The sequence below is a fragment of the Pseudomonas sp. AL10 genome (assembly GCF_029960685.1).
Lineage (GTDB): Bacteria > Pseudomonadota > Gammaproteobacteria > Pseudomonadales > Pseudomonadaceae > Aquipseudomonas > Aquipseudomonas lactis.
Map to the genome: position 1 here is coordinate 143486 of NZ_JASBQZ010000001.1, position 14761 is coordinate 158246.

General features: G+C 58.7%; 14 protein-coding genes and 1 other RNA gene. 8 read left to right on the top strand and 7 right to left on the bottom strand.

The window, feature by feature from the left end; all coding sequences use genetic code 11:
- Positions 1–98 precede the first annotated feature (98 nt).
- The 4 genes from QK296_RS00695 to QK296_RS00710 all read left to right on the top strand — a co-directional run bounded on the left by QK296_RS00695 (position 99) and on the right by QK296_RS00710 (position 1518).
- Positions 99–308 carry a TIGR02449 family protein gene (locus tag QK296_RS00695; protein WP_003177365.1) on the top strand — a complete coding sequence of 70 codons (210 nt, stop codon included), beginning with the start codon at positions 99–101 and terminating at the stop codon, positions 306–308.
- Entirely contained in the window at positions 305–622 is a 318-nt protein-coding gene (locus QK296_RS00700) for a cell division protein ZapA (protein ID WP_003195308.1), read from the top strand. The genes QK296_RS00695 and QK296_RS00700 overlap by 4 nt, the downstream gene beginning before the upstream one ends.
- A 30-nt stretch (positions 623–652) precedes the next feature.
- A non-coding RNA gene (gene ssrS, locus QK296_RS00705) (6S RNA) lies at positions 653–831 on the top strand.
- Positions 832–888: 57 nt separating this feature from the next.
- Positions 889–1518, top strand: coding sequence for a 5-formyltetrahydrofolate cyclo-ligase (locus QK296_RS00710; RefSeq protein ID WP_003195311.1), 630 nt, complete (start codon positions 889–891; stop codon positions 1516–1518).
- Positions 1519–1530: 12 nt separating this feature from the next.
- On the opposite strand, the gene QK296_RS00715 is transcribed toward QK296_RS00710, so the two are convergent.
- A complete protein-coding gene (locus QK296_RS00715; RefSeq protein WP_010207387.1) occupies positions 1531–1680 on the bottom strand; it encodes a hypothetical protein in 150 nt (49 codons plus the stop codon).
- Positions 1681–1875: 195 nt separating this feature from the next.
- On the opposite strand from QK296_RS00715, the gene QK296_RS00720 reads away from it, so the two are divergent.
- The gene (locus tag QK296_RS00720; protein ID WP_282390479.1) at positions 1876–2325 is read left to right on the top strand and encodes an EVE domain-containing protein; all 450 of its coding nucleotides are present in this window, start codon (positions 1876–1878) and stop codon (positions 2323–2325) included.
- A gap of 669 nt (positions 2326–2994) precedes the next feature.
- On the opposite strand, the gene QK296_RS00725 is transcribed toward QK296_RS00720, so the two are convergent.
- The gene (locus tag QK296_RS00725) at positions 2995–3402 is read right to left on the bottom strand and encodes a flagellar basal body-associated protein FliL (RefSeq protein ID WP_003195317.1); all 408 of its coding nucleotides are present in this window, start codon (positions 3400–3402) and stop codon (positions 2995–2997) included.
- Positions 3403–3552: 150 nt separating this feature from the next.
- Here QK296_RS00725 and QK296_RS00730 point away from each other — a divergent pair, with 150 nt between their 5' ends.
- Positions 3553–4530, top strand: a complete 978-nt coding sequence (locus QK296_RS00730) for an NADPH:quinone oxidoreductase family protein (RefSeq protein WP_003195319.1) — start codon at positions 3553–3555, stop codon at positions 4528–4530.
- 283 nt (positions 4531–4813) lie between these two features.
- A complete protein-coding gene (gene glpT / locus QK296_RS00735) occupies positions 4814–6151 on the top strand; it encodes a glycerol-3-phosphate transporter (RefSeq protein WP_014720415.1) in 1338 nt (445 codons plus the stop codon).
- On the opposite strand, the gene QK296_RS00740 is transcribed toward glpT, so the two are convergent.
- Positions 6148–6801, bottom strand: coding sequence for a gamma-glutamylcyclotransferase (locus tag QK296_RS00740; RefSeq protein WP_014720416.1), 654 nt, complete (start codon positions 6799–6801; stop codon positions 6148–6150). The two genes, glpT and QK296_RS00740, sit on opposite strands and share 4 nt — an antisense overlap.
- Before the next feature lie 27 nt (positions 6802–6828).
- Positions 6829–9216: a TonB-dependent receptor gene (locus tag QK296_RS00745; RefSeq protein ID WP_282390480.1), complete on the bottom strand. Its 2388-nt coding sequence runs from the start codon at positions 9214–9216 to the stop codon at positions 6829–6831.
- 327 nt (positions 9217–9543) lie between these two features.
- On the opposite strand from QK296_RS00745, the gene QK296_RS00750 reads away from it, so the two are divergent.
- Positions 9544–10026: a sn-glycerol-3-phosphate transporter gene (locus QK296_RS00750; RefSeq protein WP_282390481.1), complete on the top strand. Its 483-nt coding sequence runs from the start codon at positions 9544–9546 to the stop codon at positions 10024–10026.
- Between the two features lie 143 nt (positions 10027–10169).
- On the opposite strand, the gene QK296_RS00755 is transcribed toward QK296_RS00750, so the two are convergent.
- The 3 genes from QK296_RS00755 to QK296_RS00765 are packed head-to-tail and all read right to left on the bottom strand — an operon-like array spanning position 10170 to position 14646.
- Positions 10170–11138: a CDP-6-deoxy-delta-3,4-glucoseen reductase gene (locus tag QK296_RS00755; protein WP_282390483.1), complete on the bottom strand. Its 969-nt coding sequence runs from the start codon at positions 11136–11138 to the stop codon at positions 10170–10172.
- The gene (ubiD, locus tag QK296_RS00760; protein ID WP_003195329.1) at positions 11138–12604 is read right to left on the bottom strand and encodes a 4-hydroxy-3-polyprenylbenzoate decarboxylase; all 1467 of its coding nucleotides are present in this window, start codon (positions 12602–12604) and stop codon (positions 11138–11140) included. Before ubiD ends, QK296_RS00755 begins: the two co-directional genes overlap by 1 nt.
- A gap of 59 nt (positions 12605–12663) precedes the next feature.
- A complete protein-coding gene (locus QK296_RS00765; RefSeq protein ID WP_034134032.1) occupies positions 12664–14646 on the bottom strand; it encodes an acyltransferase family protein in 1983 nt (660 codons plus the stop codon).
- Between the last annotated feature and the right edge of the window lie 115 nt (positions 14647–14761).

Here is a 14761-nt window from a genome sequence, read left to right on the forward strand (position 1 = left end):
CGCTGTATCCTAGCACCGGCAGACGCACCAAGACTATCGAGGGCGTCAGATCGTTTATCCTGCAGTTGCCATTCATCAGACAAATCCAGTGGAACCCAATGGAAGACACCGACCTGCAAGCGCTGATGGCCAGACTCGAACTGCTAATTGATCGGGTCGAGCAACTTAAGAGTCAAAACGGACTCCTATTAGCTCAGGAAAAGACCTGGCGCGAGGAACGCGCTCACCTCATTGAAAAAAACGAAATCGCCCGGCGTAAGGTCGAATCGATGATTTCGCGCCTGAAGGCCCTGGAGCAAGACTCATGAGTTCAAGCAATAGCGTTACCGTGCAGATCCTCGACAAAGAATATTCGATCATCTGCCCCCAGGAAGAACGCAGCAACCTGGTGAGCGCTGCCCGCTACCTGGACGGCAAGATGCGCGAAATCCGCAGCAGCGGCAAAGTGATCGGCGCCGACCGCATCGCCGTAATGGCCGCGCTGAATATTACCCACGACCTGCTGCACAAGCAGGACCGCCCTGACGTGCAGGCCAGCGGCTCGACGCGCGAGCAGGTGCGTGACCTGCTCGATCGCGTGGATCTGGTGCTTTCCACCGATTCAGACACACCCAAGGGCTGATTGCCGAGCAGGTTTAAGGTATACTCGCCCCACTCCCTGGCGTGTTTGCCAGTCGGCGATGTCCCTGAGCCGATTCGCACTACCCTGGAAGTTGCACGTTGGGCTGGTGTGCATGTCCGCTAGACGGAAAGCCTTAAAGCCTACTGCTTCTTCCACCTTGAACTTTCGGGTTCAAGGGCTAAGTCGACAGCGGCTCTGTCGGGGAGCCTGAATTCCCAAACTCAATGCCAGTCTCCGGACTGGCATTGTTTTATGAGCCCAAAACCATGACCGAACCTGCGCCGCTATCTCGTCCGCACCTTCGACGCATGTTGCGCAAGGCCCGCCGCGCCCTCACGCCAAGCGAGCAGCGCCAGGCCGCTCACGGTCTTTACCGGCAACTGGCACAGCACCCACTGTTTCGCCGGGCCAAACATATCTCTTTATATCTGCCCACGGACGGTGAAATCGATCCGCGCCTGCTGCTGCGTGCAGCCCAGCGCCGCGGCAAAGCCACTTACCTGCCGGTGCTCAGCGCCTGGCCGCGCACCAAGATGGTGTTCCAGCGCGTACGCCCTGGGGATAAGTTGCTGCCCAACCGCTTTCGCATCCTTGAGCCACGGGTCAATGCCCGCCGCCAACGCCAGGTCTGGGCGCTGGATTTGGTGCTGTTGCCGCTGGTGGGGTTCGATGATGTGGGTGGGCGCCTGGGCATGGGCGGCGGGTTCTACGACCGCAGCCTGGCCTATCTTGCCCGCCGCCAGAGCTGGCGCAAGCCTACGCTGCTGGGGCTGGCCCACGAATGTCAGAAAGTCGAACGCCTGGCGCAGGCAAGCTGGGATGTGCCGTTGGTGGGAACGGTGACTGATAAGCAGTGGTATGTCGCACAAACGCCGCTGGAAACGGCGGCGCCTTAGTGAATGCTTGAGTTAACGCTTGAACGGTTGTGGCTGCTGCTGAGCCAGTTCAACCGGTGCATCGGTCTTGTTCGACCACAGGCTTTGGGCATAACCGGTGGTCACAACACCCAGACCAAACAAAATAACCAAAATCCATAGTAAATCCGGCTTACGTTGCATCGATTGCCCCCCTTTCAGGCACCTCGTACACGATGACAACAACGTTCCAAAGTAGTCCGTTGCAGCTGCGTCAAGCTTAAAAGCGCGCATTCTGCGGTAACGTGAACCAACACGCAAACCTTGACGCCAACCGACTGTCGGTTTGTCACGGGATTGCCCGACAACTTACCCAACGCCTTTTTCAGGAGCCCAAAAATGGCCTACTGGCTGATGAAATCCGAGCCCGACGAACTCTCCATCAACGGTCTGGAAAAGCTCGGCGAAGCGCGCTGGGACGGGGTTCGCAATTATCAGGCACGCAACTTTTTGCGCGCCATGACCGTGGGGGACGAGTTTTTCTTCTATCACTCCAGTTGCCCGGAGCCAGGGATTGCCGGCATCGGCAAAATCATCCGGGCCGCCTATCCGGACCCCACTGCACTGGAACCAGAAAGCCACTATTTCGACGCCAAGGCTACAACGGAGAAAAACCCGTGGAGCGCAATCGACGTCGCGCACGTGCAAACCTTTCCCAAGGTGCTGGGCCTGGGCTACCTGAAACAGCAGCCCGCGCTGGCCGAGATGCCTTTGGTGCAAAAAGGCAGCCGGCTTTCGGTCATGGCCGTTACGCCCGACCAGTGGGCGACGATCATCAGTGTTCTTTAGCTGAGCGACATCAAGTGCTGACGTCCATCGGAGAGAAATAATTATAACAAGACATTAGAAATTTAAAAAAGAATATAAAAAACTGTTACTTATGACAGTAGAAAGCTTCATCTCCACGAAGTCTAATGACTGCATAGAAATTGGCTACCGACAGAATTGGAGTAGTGGCAAATTTTTATGCTTCTTACTTAACGGAGATTGATCATGACGGACATACCGAAGTTGGATAAAGACGTTGAAAAAACTGAACACATTACTGCGAGCGCCCCAAGCACCACACCAACCAAGATGACGGTAGAAGGCGGGTACGCCCCATGGGGGTTCAGTGGCAAGATCGAACTTGAGTACTCTCTTGTACCAGGCTCGTCGAAAATCTTAGTGAGGACTTTAAGATACTTTCTAGGAGCGTCATACCCACCGGAATATTCGAAATTTAGCATCGAACTATCTGGGGTAAGCCCCTTAGAGGTACTCCCAAGAGATATAAATACATGGAAGAGTTGGGGCTCGGAGGATGAAACAACCTCTAGAACCTTTACTGTTTTTTTCATTTTCCAGGCAATATCGGGAGGCCCCAGCGCAACCGATCGGAAAGTCATAACTCTGCCCATTTGAAAGCGCCTATCGCCTGCGGCCGGCAAACTAGCCGCAGGCTTAGTTAATCTGCACTTATTGAATAATCAAGTTATTGAACAACAAATCTTCCACCACCGGCTTGCCGGTTTCATCGTTCATCACCTGCTGCGTTTGCTTCAACGCTTCCTGACGCAGCTTTTCCTTGCCTTCCACACTGCTCATGGTCTCGTTGGTCTGCTGGGTAAACAGCGCCACCAGTTGGTTGCGAATCAACGGATCGTTGGCCTTGACCAACTTCGCCGCTTCTTCACCGGTCACGCGCAGGGCAATGTCGGCCTTGTAGACCTTGAGTTTCGCGGTGCCATCCAGGCCGTAATTGCCCACGAATGGCGGGCTCAGGCTGATATAGCTGACCTTCGGCGCCTCGCCCTCTTTGGCTTCTTCGGCCTGGGCTGCCATCGGCAAGGTCAGGGCCAGCATCAACAGGATCCACGCTTTCACAGTTCATTCCTCGAATTCGGTTGCCGGGTAGCATAACGCTAGCAAGGCTGAGCACAAGCTTATGGGGGCTTATCAGGCGTGGGCATGCTCGTTGACCCACGGGCGTACCCTCCTACACTTATCGGCCACGACGCCAAAAGGAATAGTCCGATGAAAGCTGTGCTGTGCAAAGCCTTCGGCCCCGCCGAAACCCTGGTGCTGGAAGAGATCGCCAGCCCGGCGATCAAGAAGAATGAAATCCTGTTGAACGTGCATGCGGCCGGGGTGAATTTCCCGGACACGCTGATCATCGAAGGCAAATACCAGTTCAAGCCGCCCTTTCCGTTCTCACCCGGTGGCGAAGCGGCGGGCGTGGTCAGTGAAGTGGGTGAAAAAGTCAGTCACCTGAAAGTCGGCGACCGTGTGATGGCGTTGACGGGCTGGGGCAGCTTTGCCGAGCAGGTCGCGGTGCCCGGCTATAACGTGCTGCCGATCCCGCCGAGCATGGACTTCAACACCGCCGCCGCCTTCAGCATGACCTACGGCACCTCCATGCATGCGCTGAAACAGCGCGCCAATTTGCAGCCCGGCGAGACCCTGCTGGTGCTTGGCGCGTCCGGCGGCGTGGGCCTGGCTGCCGTAGAGATTGGCAAGGCAATGGGCGTCCGGGTGATTGCTGCTGCCAGTAGCGCCGATAAACTCGCAGTGGCCAAGGCGGCCGGCGCCGATGAGCTGATCAACTACAGCGAAGCCAGTCTCAAGGATGAGGTCAAGCGCCTGACCGATGGCAATGGCGCCGATGTTATCTACGACCCGGTGGGTGGCGACCTGTTTGACCAGGCCATTCGTTCGATCGCCTGGAATGGCCGGCTGTTGGTGGTGGGTTTCGCCAGCGGGCGTATTCCTGAACTGCCGGTGAACCTGGCGTTGCTCAAGGGCGCAGCGGTGGTCGGGGTGTTCTGGGGCTCGTTTGCCCAGCGCCAGCCGCAGGACAATGCGGCGAATTTCCAGCAGTTGTTCACCTGGTATGGCGAGGGCAAGCTCAAGCCGCTGGTGTCGCAGGTGTATCCGCTGGAACAGGCGGCACAGGCGATCAATGACCTGGGGCAGCGCAAGGCGGTGGGTAAGGTCGTCGTCCAGACCCGCTGACATGGGGTCAGTGTGGGAGCTGGCTTGCCTGCGATAGCGGTCTGACAGGTGCTGATGTGGTGTCTGACCTAGCGCCATCGCAGGCAAGCCAGCTCCCACAGTTGATCTGTGTTGGCTCCGAGGAATTCTTTACGACCACAACTTATCTATTAGCGACATGTTCGTAAAAGAACATGCAATTGCTCGCGTTTCCTGTGTTTGCGGATAAGAGGCGATGCTATTTTCGGTAACGAAACTGTAACATTCGCATCCGCAGTCAAAACAAGAAATTTGGAGCTCTTGAATGTTTGCTTTCTTTCGTCCTGCCGCACATCAGGCGCCCCTGCCTGAAGAAAAAATAGACAGTACCTACCGACGACTGCGCTGGCAGATCTTCGCGGGTATTTTCTTTGGTTACGCTGGCTACTACCTGCTGCGTAAAAATTTCTCCCTGGCCATGCCCTACCTGATCGACGAGGGTTACACCCGTGGCGAACTGGGCCTGGCGATGTCGGCGATTGCGATTGCCTACGGCTTGTCCAAATTCCTGATGGGCCTGGTGTCCGACCGCTCCAACCCGCGCTATTTCCTGCCCTTTGGCCTGCTGGTTTCGGCGGGGGTGATGTTCATTTTCGGTTTCGCACCTTGGGCAACGTCCAGCGTGACCATGATGTTCATTTTGCTGTTCATCAACGGCTGGGCCCAGGGCATGGGCTGGCCGCCAAGTGGGCGGACCATGGTGCATTGGTGGTCGCAGAAAGAACGCGGCGGCGTGGTCTCCGTGTGGAACGTGGCGCATAACGTCGGCGGCGGCCTGATCGGCCCGCTGTTCCTGCTGGGCATGGCCTGGTTCAACGACTGGCACGCGGCGTTCTACGTGCCGGCCACCGTGGCCCTGGCGGTGGCGGCGTTTGCCTTCATCACCATGCGCGACACCCCGCAATCGGTGGGCCTGCCGCCTATCGAGCAGTACAAGAACGACTATCCGGAAGGTTACGACGCCAGCCACGAAGACGAATTCAGCGCCAAGGAAATCTTCGTCAAGTACGTGCTGCGCAACAAAATGCTCTGGTACATCGCCTTCGCCAACGTGTTCGTCTATCTGTTGCGTTACGGCGTACTGGACTGGGCGCCGACCTACTTGAAAGAAGCCAAGCACTTCACGGTCGATAAGTCGTCCTGGGCGTACTTCTTCTACGAGTGGGCAGGTATCCCGGGTACGCTGCTATGCGGCTGGATGTCGGACAAGATCTTCCGTGGCAACCGCGGCCTGACCGGCATCGTGTTCATGGCCCTGGTGACCGTGGCAACCCTGGTTTACTGGCTCAACCCGCCGGGCAACCCGATGATCGACATGATTGCGCTGTTCTCCATCGGCTTCCTGATCTACGGCCCGGTGATGCTGATCGGCCTGCAGGCACTGGAACTGGCTCCGAAGAAGGCCGCCGGTACCGCAGCAGGCTTCACCGGCTTGTTCGGTTACCTGGGCGGTTCGGTAGCGGCAAGTGCCGCCATGGGCTATACGGTTGACCATTTCGGCTGGGACGGCGGCTTTGTACTGTTGATCAGCGCCTGCGTACTGGCGATCGCGTTCCTGATCCCTACGCTGTGGCACACCAACAGTGTCAGCTCGGCGCGTTAACCGCCCAGGCAATCCTTGGCACAACGCTTGAGCCGCGCCTCCAGGTTTTTATCTGGCATGGCGTGGCTACGCAGGGCGTTCACGGTCTGCTCGACATAATCGCGAGTCGTACCGTAACGCCCGCAAGCGCTTTGCAGTACATGATTAAGCACGATATCGGGCAAGTTGCCGGCATAGCTGGGCAAATGCCGCTCCAACACAAACCCCAACGCCTGCACGGTGCTGCCATCTTCCAATCGGCAACTGAGCCAGTGCGGCCGGTACGAGGGGTAAGGCATCTCACGCTGCCACAGGGCGTAAAGCGAGGCCTCCAACTGGTCCTCCGGCAAGCGGTAGGCAAAGCCGCTGCAGGAACCACCGCGATCCAACCCAAACACCAGCCCCGGCAGCTCCGGCGTACCGCGATGCTCGTGTGACCACAAATACAAGCCACGGTGATAACCGTGAACCCGTGCACGCACCCGCTCGGTCGACGAGCATTCAGGGCGCCAGATCAGCGAACCATACGCAAACAGCCACACCGGCCCACCCTTGTGCCGAGCCATGGTGGCTTGCATCGAGCTCATCAATTGTTCGTGAGTGAGTTGCGGCCCCAGATCGAGCCGCGGAGGGTAAGCCAATTGCAGAAGATCGGTTTCAATGGCGGTCATGGCGAAAAGCGGTGCGCCTCCTGTGTGTTACCAGTTGTAAGCGACTTTACCGTAATAGAACGCGCCGCTGTAACCGTACGGCGAAAAAGTGCTGTAGGCGAGGTTGCCGCCGCTGCTGGCGAAGGCGTTAACCTTCTCCGGGTACTTATCGGTGACGTTGTCGCCACCCAGGGTGAAGGTCCAGTTCTTCAACTTGTAATCCGCCGACAGGTCCAGCACCCAGGCGGCCTTGAAGGTCTGATCGTTGACCTTGTCCGTCTGATAACTGGTGAACTCACCATAGCGCACCAGGTTAGTGTGCAGCGCCCAATTACCGAAGGTGAAGTCATTGCCCAGGCTCAGCTTGTGCTGGGGCGTGGTATCGCCCAGCAAACCGATACGCTCGCGGCGGTCCACCCGCACCAGGTTGGCCCCCAGGCTGTCGAGAATCGCGGGGTTGGCTTTCACGTCGGTGACTTTGGTGTGGTTGTAGTTGTAGCCCACGGTACTGTTCCAGCGAATGCCGTTATCGAGCTGGTAGCGATAGTTGGCTACCAGATCGACGCCATCGGTGCTGGTGTCCGTGGCGTTGGTAAAGTAACGGGCCGTGGTGTAGTTGATATTGCCGACGCCATTGGCTTGCAGGTAGGCCACCGTGGCCGGGTTGAGATTGAGGTTGGACGACAGACTGATGCGGTCGCGGATGTCGATGCGGTACACATCGAGCGTGACGGTCAGGTCATCGGCCGGCTCGAGCACCAGGCCGAGGCTGTAGTTGCGCGACTTTTCGGCCTTGAGGTCTTCGGCACCCAGCAGGCGCGCGACCTGACTGTTGGCCGGGAAGGTGCCGGCTTCCTGGATGGTGCTACCGATCAACTGCGATGAGGTGTAGGCAAAATTCTGCTGGGCCAGGGACGGCGCACGGAAACCGTTGGAGATGCTGCCGCGCACGGCCACCTGGGGGGTGAAGTCGTAGCGGGCCGACAGCGAGCCGCTGACGTTGGAACCAAAGTCACTGTAATCCTCATGGCGCACGGCAGCCGAGGCGCTGAGCTTTTCGGTGAAGTTGGTTTCCAGGTCCAGGTACTGCGCCCAGTTATGCCGCGTGCTGGTACCGGCATCGGCATCGCGGAAACCACCCAGGCCGGAGCTGCCGGTCTGGTAATAGGACGCGGGCTCGCCCGCCTCGATTTCATAGCCCTGATGCAGGTACTCACCGCCGAACGCCACAGAGACCGGATACGGCAGAAAGCCCACATCGAATTCACGGGACAGGTCCAGGCTGACTTGCTTCTGATCGTTGCTCAGTGTGCCGTTATTGAATTTACGCGGCGTCGCCAGGCCCAGTGAGGTGTTGATGGTTTCAGTCCCCAATTCGTACTGGTTCTTGCCGTAGTTGGCCGACAAGTCGTAATGCCAGTCGTAGGCCAGCAGGCCGCGCAAGCCCACTACCAGCGAGGTGTCTTCCAGGTTGCCTTTGATCAGTGGCAGGTAGCCGTTGGGGTTGAGCGCCTTGATGTTGTTGGACGCGTTGCTTGCCCGGTAGAAGGCTGCCGTTTCACCGCGCCGCTTGCTGTAGCCACCGAAGGTGTAGAACTCGGCGGCATCGTTGAAGGCATACTCCGAGTTGAACTGGAATTTGCCTTCATTGGTGGCCGGCTCACCTTGGCGGAACACACGCTGGCCGTAAGTAGTAGAGCCGATGCTGCCGGGGCGGTAGTCGTTGCCGGCGCGGTTGGTGTAATCGTTGTCGGCGCCTTCGGCAGACAGGTTGATAAAGCCATTGTCGCCCAATGCCAGGCCCGTATTACCGCTGACATTACGCTGGATGCCGTCACCCTTTTTGTACTCGCCAAACTTGCTGGAAACCGAGCCGCCATGGTCGGCGTGCTTGAGGATCACGTTGATCACCCCGGCGATCGCATCGGAGCCGTAACGGGCAGAAGCGCCGTCGCGCAGCACCTCGATATGGTCCACCGCCGACAGCGGGATGGCATTCAAGTCTGCCGGAGCCGAACCGCGCCCAACCGCACCGCCCAGATTGACGAAGGCACTGGTATGGCGACGCTTGCCGTTGACCAGTACCAATACCTGGTCCGGCGACAAGCCGCGCAACTGCGCCGGACGCACGAGTTCGGCGCCGTCCACCAGGCTTGGTCGGGGGAAGTTGATCGACGGAATCAGGCGCGCTAATACGGCACCCAGCTCATCGGAGCCGGTGCTGCGCAGGGTTTCACCGGAGATTACGTCGATTGGCGACAGCGATGCACTGGCGGTGCGCTCTTGGGCGCGGGTGCCGGTGACGATCACGGTGTCGAGTTTAGGTGCATCAACCGCAGAAGTTTCGTCTGCCAGAACTGGATTGAATCCCACAACGGTCAGCAAATTTGCCGACAAAATCGCCGTGTGTAGCGCGTGTTTCCTGTCGCTGCCCATACCGCTCCCCTTTGAATCAAAAATAGAACTGCAATGCGCGAAGTTCGTACGATCGATCCGGCTGGCGGGCGGTGGCGGTCAGTATCTGGTTATGGTCGATGAAGTCGGTAGTCCGTTTCGATATAGCTTAAAGATATTTATCAACCAGAATAAATACCTTAAAAGAATAAGCAAAAGCATAAGCACGCTCGCCCATTCGTCAGGATCCACGCGGCTAATCCCGGTACTTTCAGCCCCGGTTCAGCCTGGGCGGGTGCCAAGCCGTCAAACTGACGCGCCTATAACGACCCACTTAGCCGCTCATCAAATCGACTACCGAGGTCGCCCATGAAAAAATTTCGATTGCCTGGCCTGCTATTGCTTGCCCAGGCCACCACAGCACTGGCTAGCGAAACGCCAACGGTCACTGACGACAAAGGCTTCTGGTACGCCCAGACCAGCATCTACACCCGGCACTTTGCACCCGACCCGCAACACAACAACAAGCAGGACTTGATCAGCCTGGAGCGCAATGAGGCGTCGGGCCTGGTGTATGGCGGGGTGACCTTTCGCAACTCGTTCCGCCAACGCTCGTACTACGCCTATGCGGGCAAGCGCTATGACATGGCCGACTATCCGGTGTATGCGAAGTTGACCGGCGGGCTGATCCAGGGCTATCGCGGCGAGTATCGCGACAAGATCCCATTGAATCGTTTTGGCGTAGCGCCAGTGATCATTCCATCCGTGGGTACCCACTACGGACCGGTCGCGGCGGAGTTGGTGTTGCTGGGGTTCAATGCAGCGATGGTGACGACGGGGTTACGATTCTGAGCGAACACCACCCAATGTGGGAGCGGGCTTGCTCGCGAATACGGTGGGTCAGCCAACTCATCCGGTGACTGGTACAACGCATTCGCGAGCAAGCCCGCTCCCACAGTTTGATGGATGTTTAACCGAGAGTTTTTTTACTCCGCTCAGGGCCTTGGGGCGTAGGCAAACACGTCAGCGCGCATCCGGTGAGCATCCATACCGGCGTCGACCAATGCATCCAAGGTGCCATAAATCATCGCCGGTGAGCCGCTGGCGTAGACATGTACCGTGTTGAGGTCGGCAATGTCTTCGCACACCACCTCATGCAGCAAACCGCAGCGCCCTTCCCAGCCACACAGGTCGCTGACCACTTTGTGCAGGAACAGATTGGGCAATTGCAGCCACTGATCCCAGTGCTCGATCTGGTAGAAATCTTCCGGGCGCCGTACGCCCCAATACAGGTGCACCGGGTGCTTGAAACCCGAAGCGCGGCAGTGCTCGATCAGGCTGTGCATCTGCGCCATACCGGTACCGGCGGCCATCAGCACCAGCGGCCCGTCCGGCAACTCGGCCAGGTGGGTGTCACCGAACGGCAGTTCCACACGAGCCATCTGGTTGCGCTGCAATTGTTCGATCAGGTTGCGCGCACTGTCTTCGCGCACCAGCACATGCAGCTCCAACTCACGCCCGGCATGGGGCGCAGAAGCCAGAGAAAACGCCGACTTTTCGCCGTTCTCCCGTTCGAGCATCAAGTATTGCCCGGCGTGGTAACGCACCGCCTTACCGGCCGGGGCGCGCAGGCGCACACGCCAGACATCGCCGCCGACTTCCACGCACTCGATCAATTGGCATGACAATTTGCGCAACGGCAACTCTCCTGGCGCCAGTACGCCATCCCACAACACAATGCAGTCTTCCAGGGGCTCGGCGATGCAGGTGTAGAACTCACCATGATCGCGCACTTCCCCGGCTTGGCGTACCCGGCCCTCCACCAGCAACGCCGCGCAGACATGGCACACGCCATTGCGACAGGCCTGAGGGCACTCATAGCCCAGGCGACGGGCGCCCTCGAGGATTCGCTCGCCAGGGGTCAGCTCCAGCACAGCACCGGAAGGTTGCAGGGTTACACGCATCAATCTATTCCCAATTCTTTCCAGATCGCATCGACCCGCGCCGTGACGGCTTCATCCTTGACGATCACCCGGCCCCACTCACGCGTGGTTTCGCCCGGCCACTTATGCGTGGCATCCAGGCCCATCTTCGAGCCAAGGCCCGATACCGGCGACGCGAAGTCGAGGTAGTCGATGGGCGTGTTGTCGATCATCACCGTGTCGCGCTTGGGGTCCATGCGCGTGGTGATGGCCCAGATCACGTCGTTCCAGTCCCGGGCATTGATGTCGTCGTCGGTGACGATAACGAACTTGGTGTACATGAACTGTCGCAAAAACGACCACACACCGAGCATTACCCGCTTGGCATGCCCCGGATACGACTTCTTCATGGTCACGATGGCCATGCGGTACGAACAGCCCTCGGGCGGCAGGTAGAAGTCGGTGATTTCCGGGAATTGCTTTTGCAGGATCGGCACGAACACTTCGTTGAGCGCCACGCCGAGGATGGCCGGCTCATCGGGCGGACGGCCTGTGTAGGTACTGTGGTAGATCGGCTTGACCCGGTGGGTGATGCGCTCGACGGTGAACACCGGGAAGCTGTCGACTTCGTTGTAGTAACCGGTGTGGTCGCCGTACGGGCCTTCATCGGCCATTTCACCTGGGTGAATCACGCCTTCAAGAATGATTTCGGCGGTGGCCGGCACTTGCAGGTCGTTACCGCGGCACTTCACCAGCTCCGTGCGATTACCGCGCAACAAGCCGGCGAAGGCGTACTCGGAGAGGCTGTCAGGTACGGGTGTCACTGCGCCGAGGATGGTCGCAGGGTCAGCACCCAGGGCCACGGACACCGGGAACGGCTTGCCGGGATGCTTCTCGCACCACTCGCGGAAGTCGAGGGCGCCGCCGCGGTGGCTCAGCCAGCGCATGATCACTTTGTTACGGCCAATGACTTGCTGACGGTAGATACCGAGGTTCTGGCGATCCTTGTTCGGGCCCTTGGTGACAGTCAGGCCCCAGGTGATCAACGGGCCGACGTCGCCGGGCCAGCAGGTTTGCACCGGGAGCATGGCCAGGTCGACATCATCGCCTTCAATGACCACTTCCTGGCACACCGCGTCCTTGACCACCTTGGGGGCCATGGCGATGATCTTGCGGAAGATCGGCAGTTTGGACCAGGCGTCCTTCAAGCCCTTGGGCGGCTCGGGCTCCTTGAGAAAGGCCAGCAGCTTGCCGATCTCACGCAGCTCGCTGACGGACTCGGCGCCCATGCCAAAGGCCACGCGCTCGGGAGTACCGAACAGGTTGCCCAGCACCGGGATATCAAAGCCGGTCGGGTTTTCGAACAACAGCGCCGGGCCCTTGTTGCGCAAGGTACGGTCGCAAATCTCAGTCATTTCCAGCACCGGAGAAATCGGCATCTGGATACGTTTCAACTCTCCGCGCTGCTCAAGTTGCTGCACGAAATCCCGAAGATCCTTGAATTTCATTAACCATGCCACCCGTAAAATAGGCGTACATCCTACCTGCTCTGAGGGCGGCTGGCAGCTTAATTGGCCGTCAATCCGCGTGATTGCAAGGAACTGAACAACGGCTCCAGGAAGGCTTCGATGTGTCGCGCACCGACGTCTGAAAGGTGGTTATCGTCGGTATACAGCGCGCGGCCATTGAGTTCGACCCGGCACAACCCATCGGCGCCGCACAGCAATGGCGCGGGGTCCAGCACCGCGACACCGCTGTCGGCAGCCGCCAATTCATCAAACAAGTGCGTGATAAAGGCCTGGCGCTTCACATGCTCGGCCACGGCCAGCCCTTCACCGTCCACGGGCCGGTTCATCATGGCCAGGCGGCTGAGACGGTAAGGCACGATGATTTCCTGCAGCGGCACTTCCTTGACCAGCCAGACCTTGTGCCCGGCAGCGCGCAAGCCCTGGATGCGCTCGCGCAGGCCCTGGGCAAAGCGTTGTTCGGCGACGGCACGCACATACTGGCCGGTGCCAGGGTCCTTGAGCGCATGCTCCTTGTCACCGGACATTTGCCCATACACATACAGGCTCCAGCGGGCGGCCAACACCACATCGCTGAACGTCTGCTCAGCCATGGCCTTCTCGACGCGACGGTTGAAATGCGCGCAGCGGGCAATATTTTCCAGGCCATCGAGAGGAATACAGCCGGCAAAACTGGCTTCGACCAGGCTGATATCGTGGCGATCAGCGCCCTCTTTGAGTGCCGGTATCAGCGCGGTGGCGTGGCTGTCACCCCATACCAACGCTGAAACCGATTGGCCTTTGGGGCCGAAATGGCAGAACAAGCGTTCATCGGGCGTATCTTTGTCGGCCATGCACGCCAGCAGGTCAGGGCTCCACTTCTTGGCCTGGGCAAAACGCAACGCCTGTTCGGACAAGCGCGAAGGCACGCCGTCAGCTTCGCGTATCGCAAGGCCAGTGAAGCCCAGCCCCAGAATGCCGACCATGGCTGACGCCAGAATCGCCTTACGCGAAGCCAGCAAACGTTTTTCCCGGAACGGCGTTTCCACGAAGCGCCAGGACAGATAGCCCAGCACCAGCGAAAGCAGCATCAGCCCCGCCAGTTCCAGCGCACTCAAGCCATCCACCGCGGCATAGTTGGCGTACACGAATACCGGCCAGTGCCAGAGGTACCAGGAATAAGAGATCAGCCCGACGCCCACCATGATCCGCGTGCCCAACAGGCGAGCGACCCAGGTCTGTTGCTGACCGTTGGCCCAGATCAACCCGACCACACCCAGCACAGGCAACAACGCGGTCGCGCCTGGGAACGGCGTTTTCGCGTCGTAACCCAATACAGCGATGAGGATCAATGCCAGCGAAGCCAGGCTGACCCCTTGAGCCAAGGCCGGCGAGGCGCGCCATTCACGCTTGGGCTGCACCGCCAGCATCGCACCGGCCAGTAGTTCCCAGGCCCGCAGGTGCAACAGGAAGAAAGCTTTCTGCGGCTCATGCTGAACCGCCCAGACGCTCATGCCAAACGACACCAGCAGCACCGCGAACAATGCCAGGCGCCAGTGCTTCAAGCGACTGGAGAGCAAGGTCAGCAGTAACGGGAAGAAAATATAGAACTGCTCTTCTACTGCGAGCGACCAGGTATGCAGCAATGGCTTGATGTCGGATGAGGCATCAAAGTAGCCGTGCTGGCGTGAAAACAGCAGGTTCGAGGTAAAGGTCACCTGATAGTGCGCAGACCGCCCCAACTCTTCATAGTCCTTGGGCGCCAACAGAAACCAACCCACTGCCAGCGTCGCCGCGATCATCACAAACAGGGCCGGCAAGATACGGCGGGCGCGGCGGGCCCAGAAGTCGATGAAGCTGAAGCGGCCGGCCTGACGCTCACGCCAAATAATTGACGTGATCAGAAAGCCGGAAATGACGAAAAACACGTCAACGCCAACAAAACCGCCAGTAATGCCAGGTACACCAAAGTGAAACAACACGACTGCAAGGACAGCGATGGCACGCAGGCCGTCGATGTCTCTGCGGTAAGCAAGGGTGGTCATAAGAATGTGGTCAGTCTGCGACGAAAGGGATGAGCGAAGTCACGCGTCAATTTTTGTTACTTAACGGATACTTATGCCACAAAAATCGCAGAATCTCGACGCAAAAAAAATGGCG

Coding starts and splice junctions, on each gene's coding strand:
- QK296_RS00695 (WP_003177365.1), top strand. CDS start 99: ATGGAAGACACCGACCTGCAAGCGCTGATGGCCAGACTCGAACTGCTA.
- QK296_RS00730 (WP_003195319.1), top strand. CDS start 3,553: ATGAAAGCTGTGCTGTGCAAAGCCTTCGGCCCCGCCGAAACCCTGGTG.
- ubiD (WP_003195329.1), bottom strand. CDS start 12,604: ATGAAATTCAAGGATCTTCGGGATTTCGTGCAGCAACTTGAGCAGCGC.
- QK296_RS00700 (WP_003195308.1), top strand. CDS start 305: ATGAGTTCAAGCAATAGCGTTACCGTGCAGATCCTCGACAAAGAATAT.
- QK296_RS00750 (WP_282390481.1), top strand. CDS start 9,544: ATGAAAAAATTTCGATTGCCTGGCCTGCTATTGCTTGCCCAGGCCACC.
- QK296_RS00720 (WP_282390479.1), top strand. CDS start 1,876: ATGGCCTACTGGCTGATGAAATCCGAGCCCGACGAACTCTCCATCAAC.
- QK296_RS00740 (WP_014720416.1), bottom strand. CDS start 6,801: ATGACCGCCATTGAAACCGATCTTCTGCAATTGGCTTACCCTCCGCGG.
- QK296_RS00765 (WP_034134032.1), bottom strand. CDS start 14,646: ATGACCACCCTTGCTTACCGCAGAGACATCGACGGCCTGCGTGCCATC.
- glpT (WP_014720415.1), top strand. CDS start 4,814: ATGTTTGCTTTCTTTCGTCCTGCCGCACATCAGGCGCCCCTGCCTGAA.
- QK296_RS00715 (WP_010207387.1), bottom strand. CDS start 1,680: ATGCAACGTAAGCCGGATTTACTATGGATTTTGGTTATTTTGTTTGGT.
- QK296_RS00745 (WP_282390480.1), bottom strand. CDS start 9,216: ATGGGCAGCGACAGGAAACACGCGCTACACACGGCGATTTTGTCGGCA.
- QK296_RS00710 (WP_003195311.1), top strand. CDS start 889: ATGACCGAACCTGCGCCGCTATCTCGTCCGCACCTTCGACGCATGTTG.
- QK296_RS00755 (WP_282390483.1), bottom strand. CDS start 11,138: ATGCGTGTAACCCTGCAACCTTCCGGTGCTGTGCTGGAGCTGACCCCT.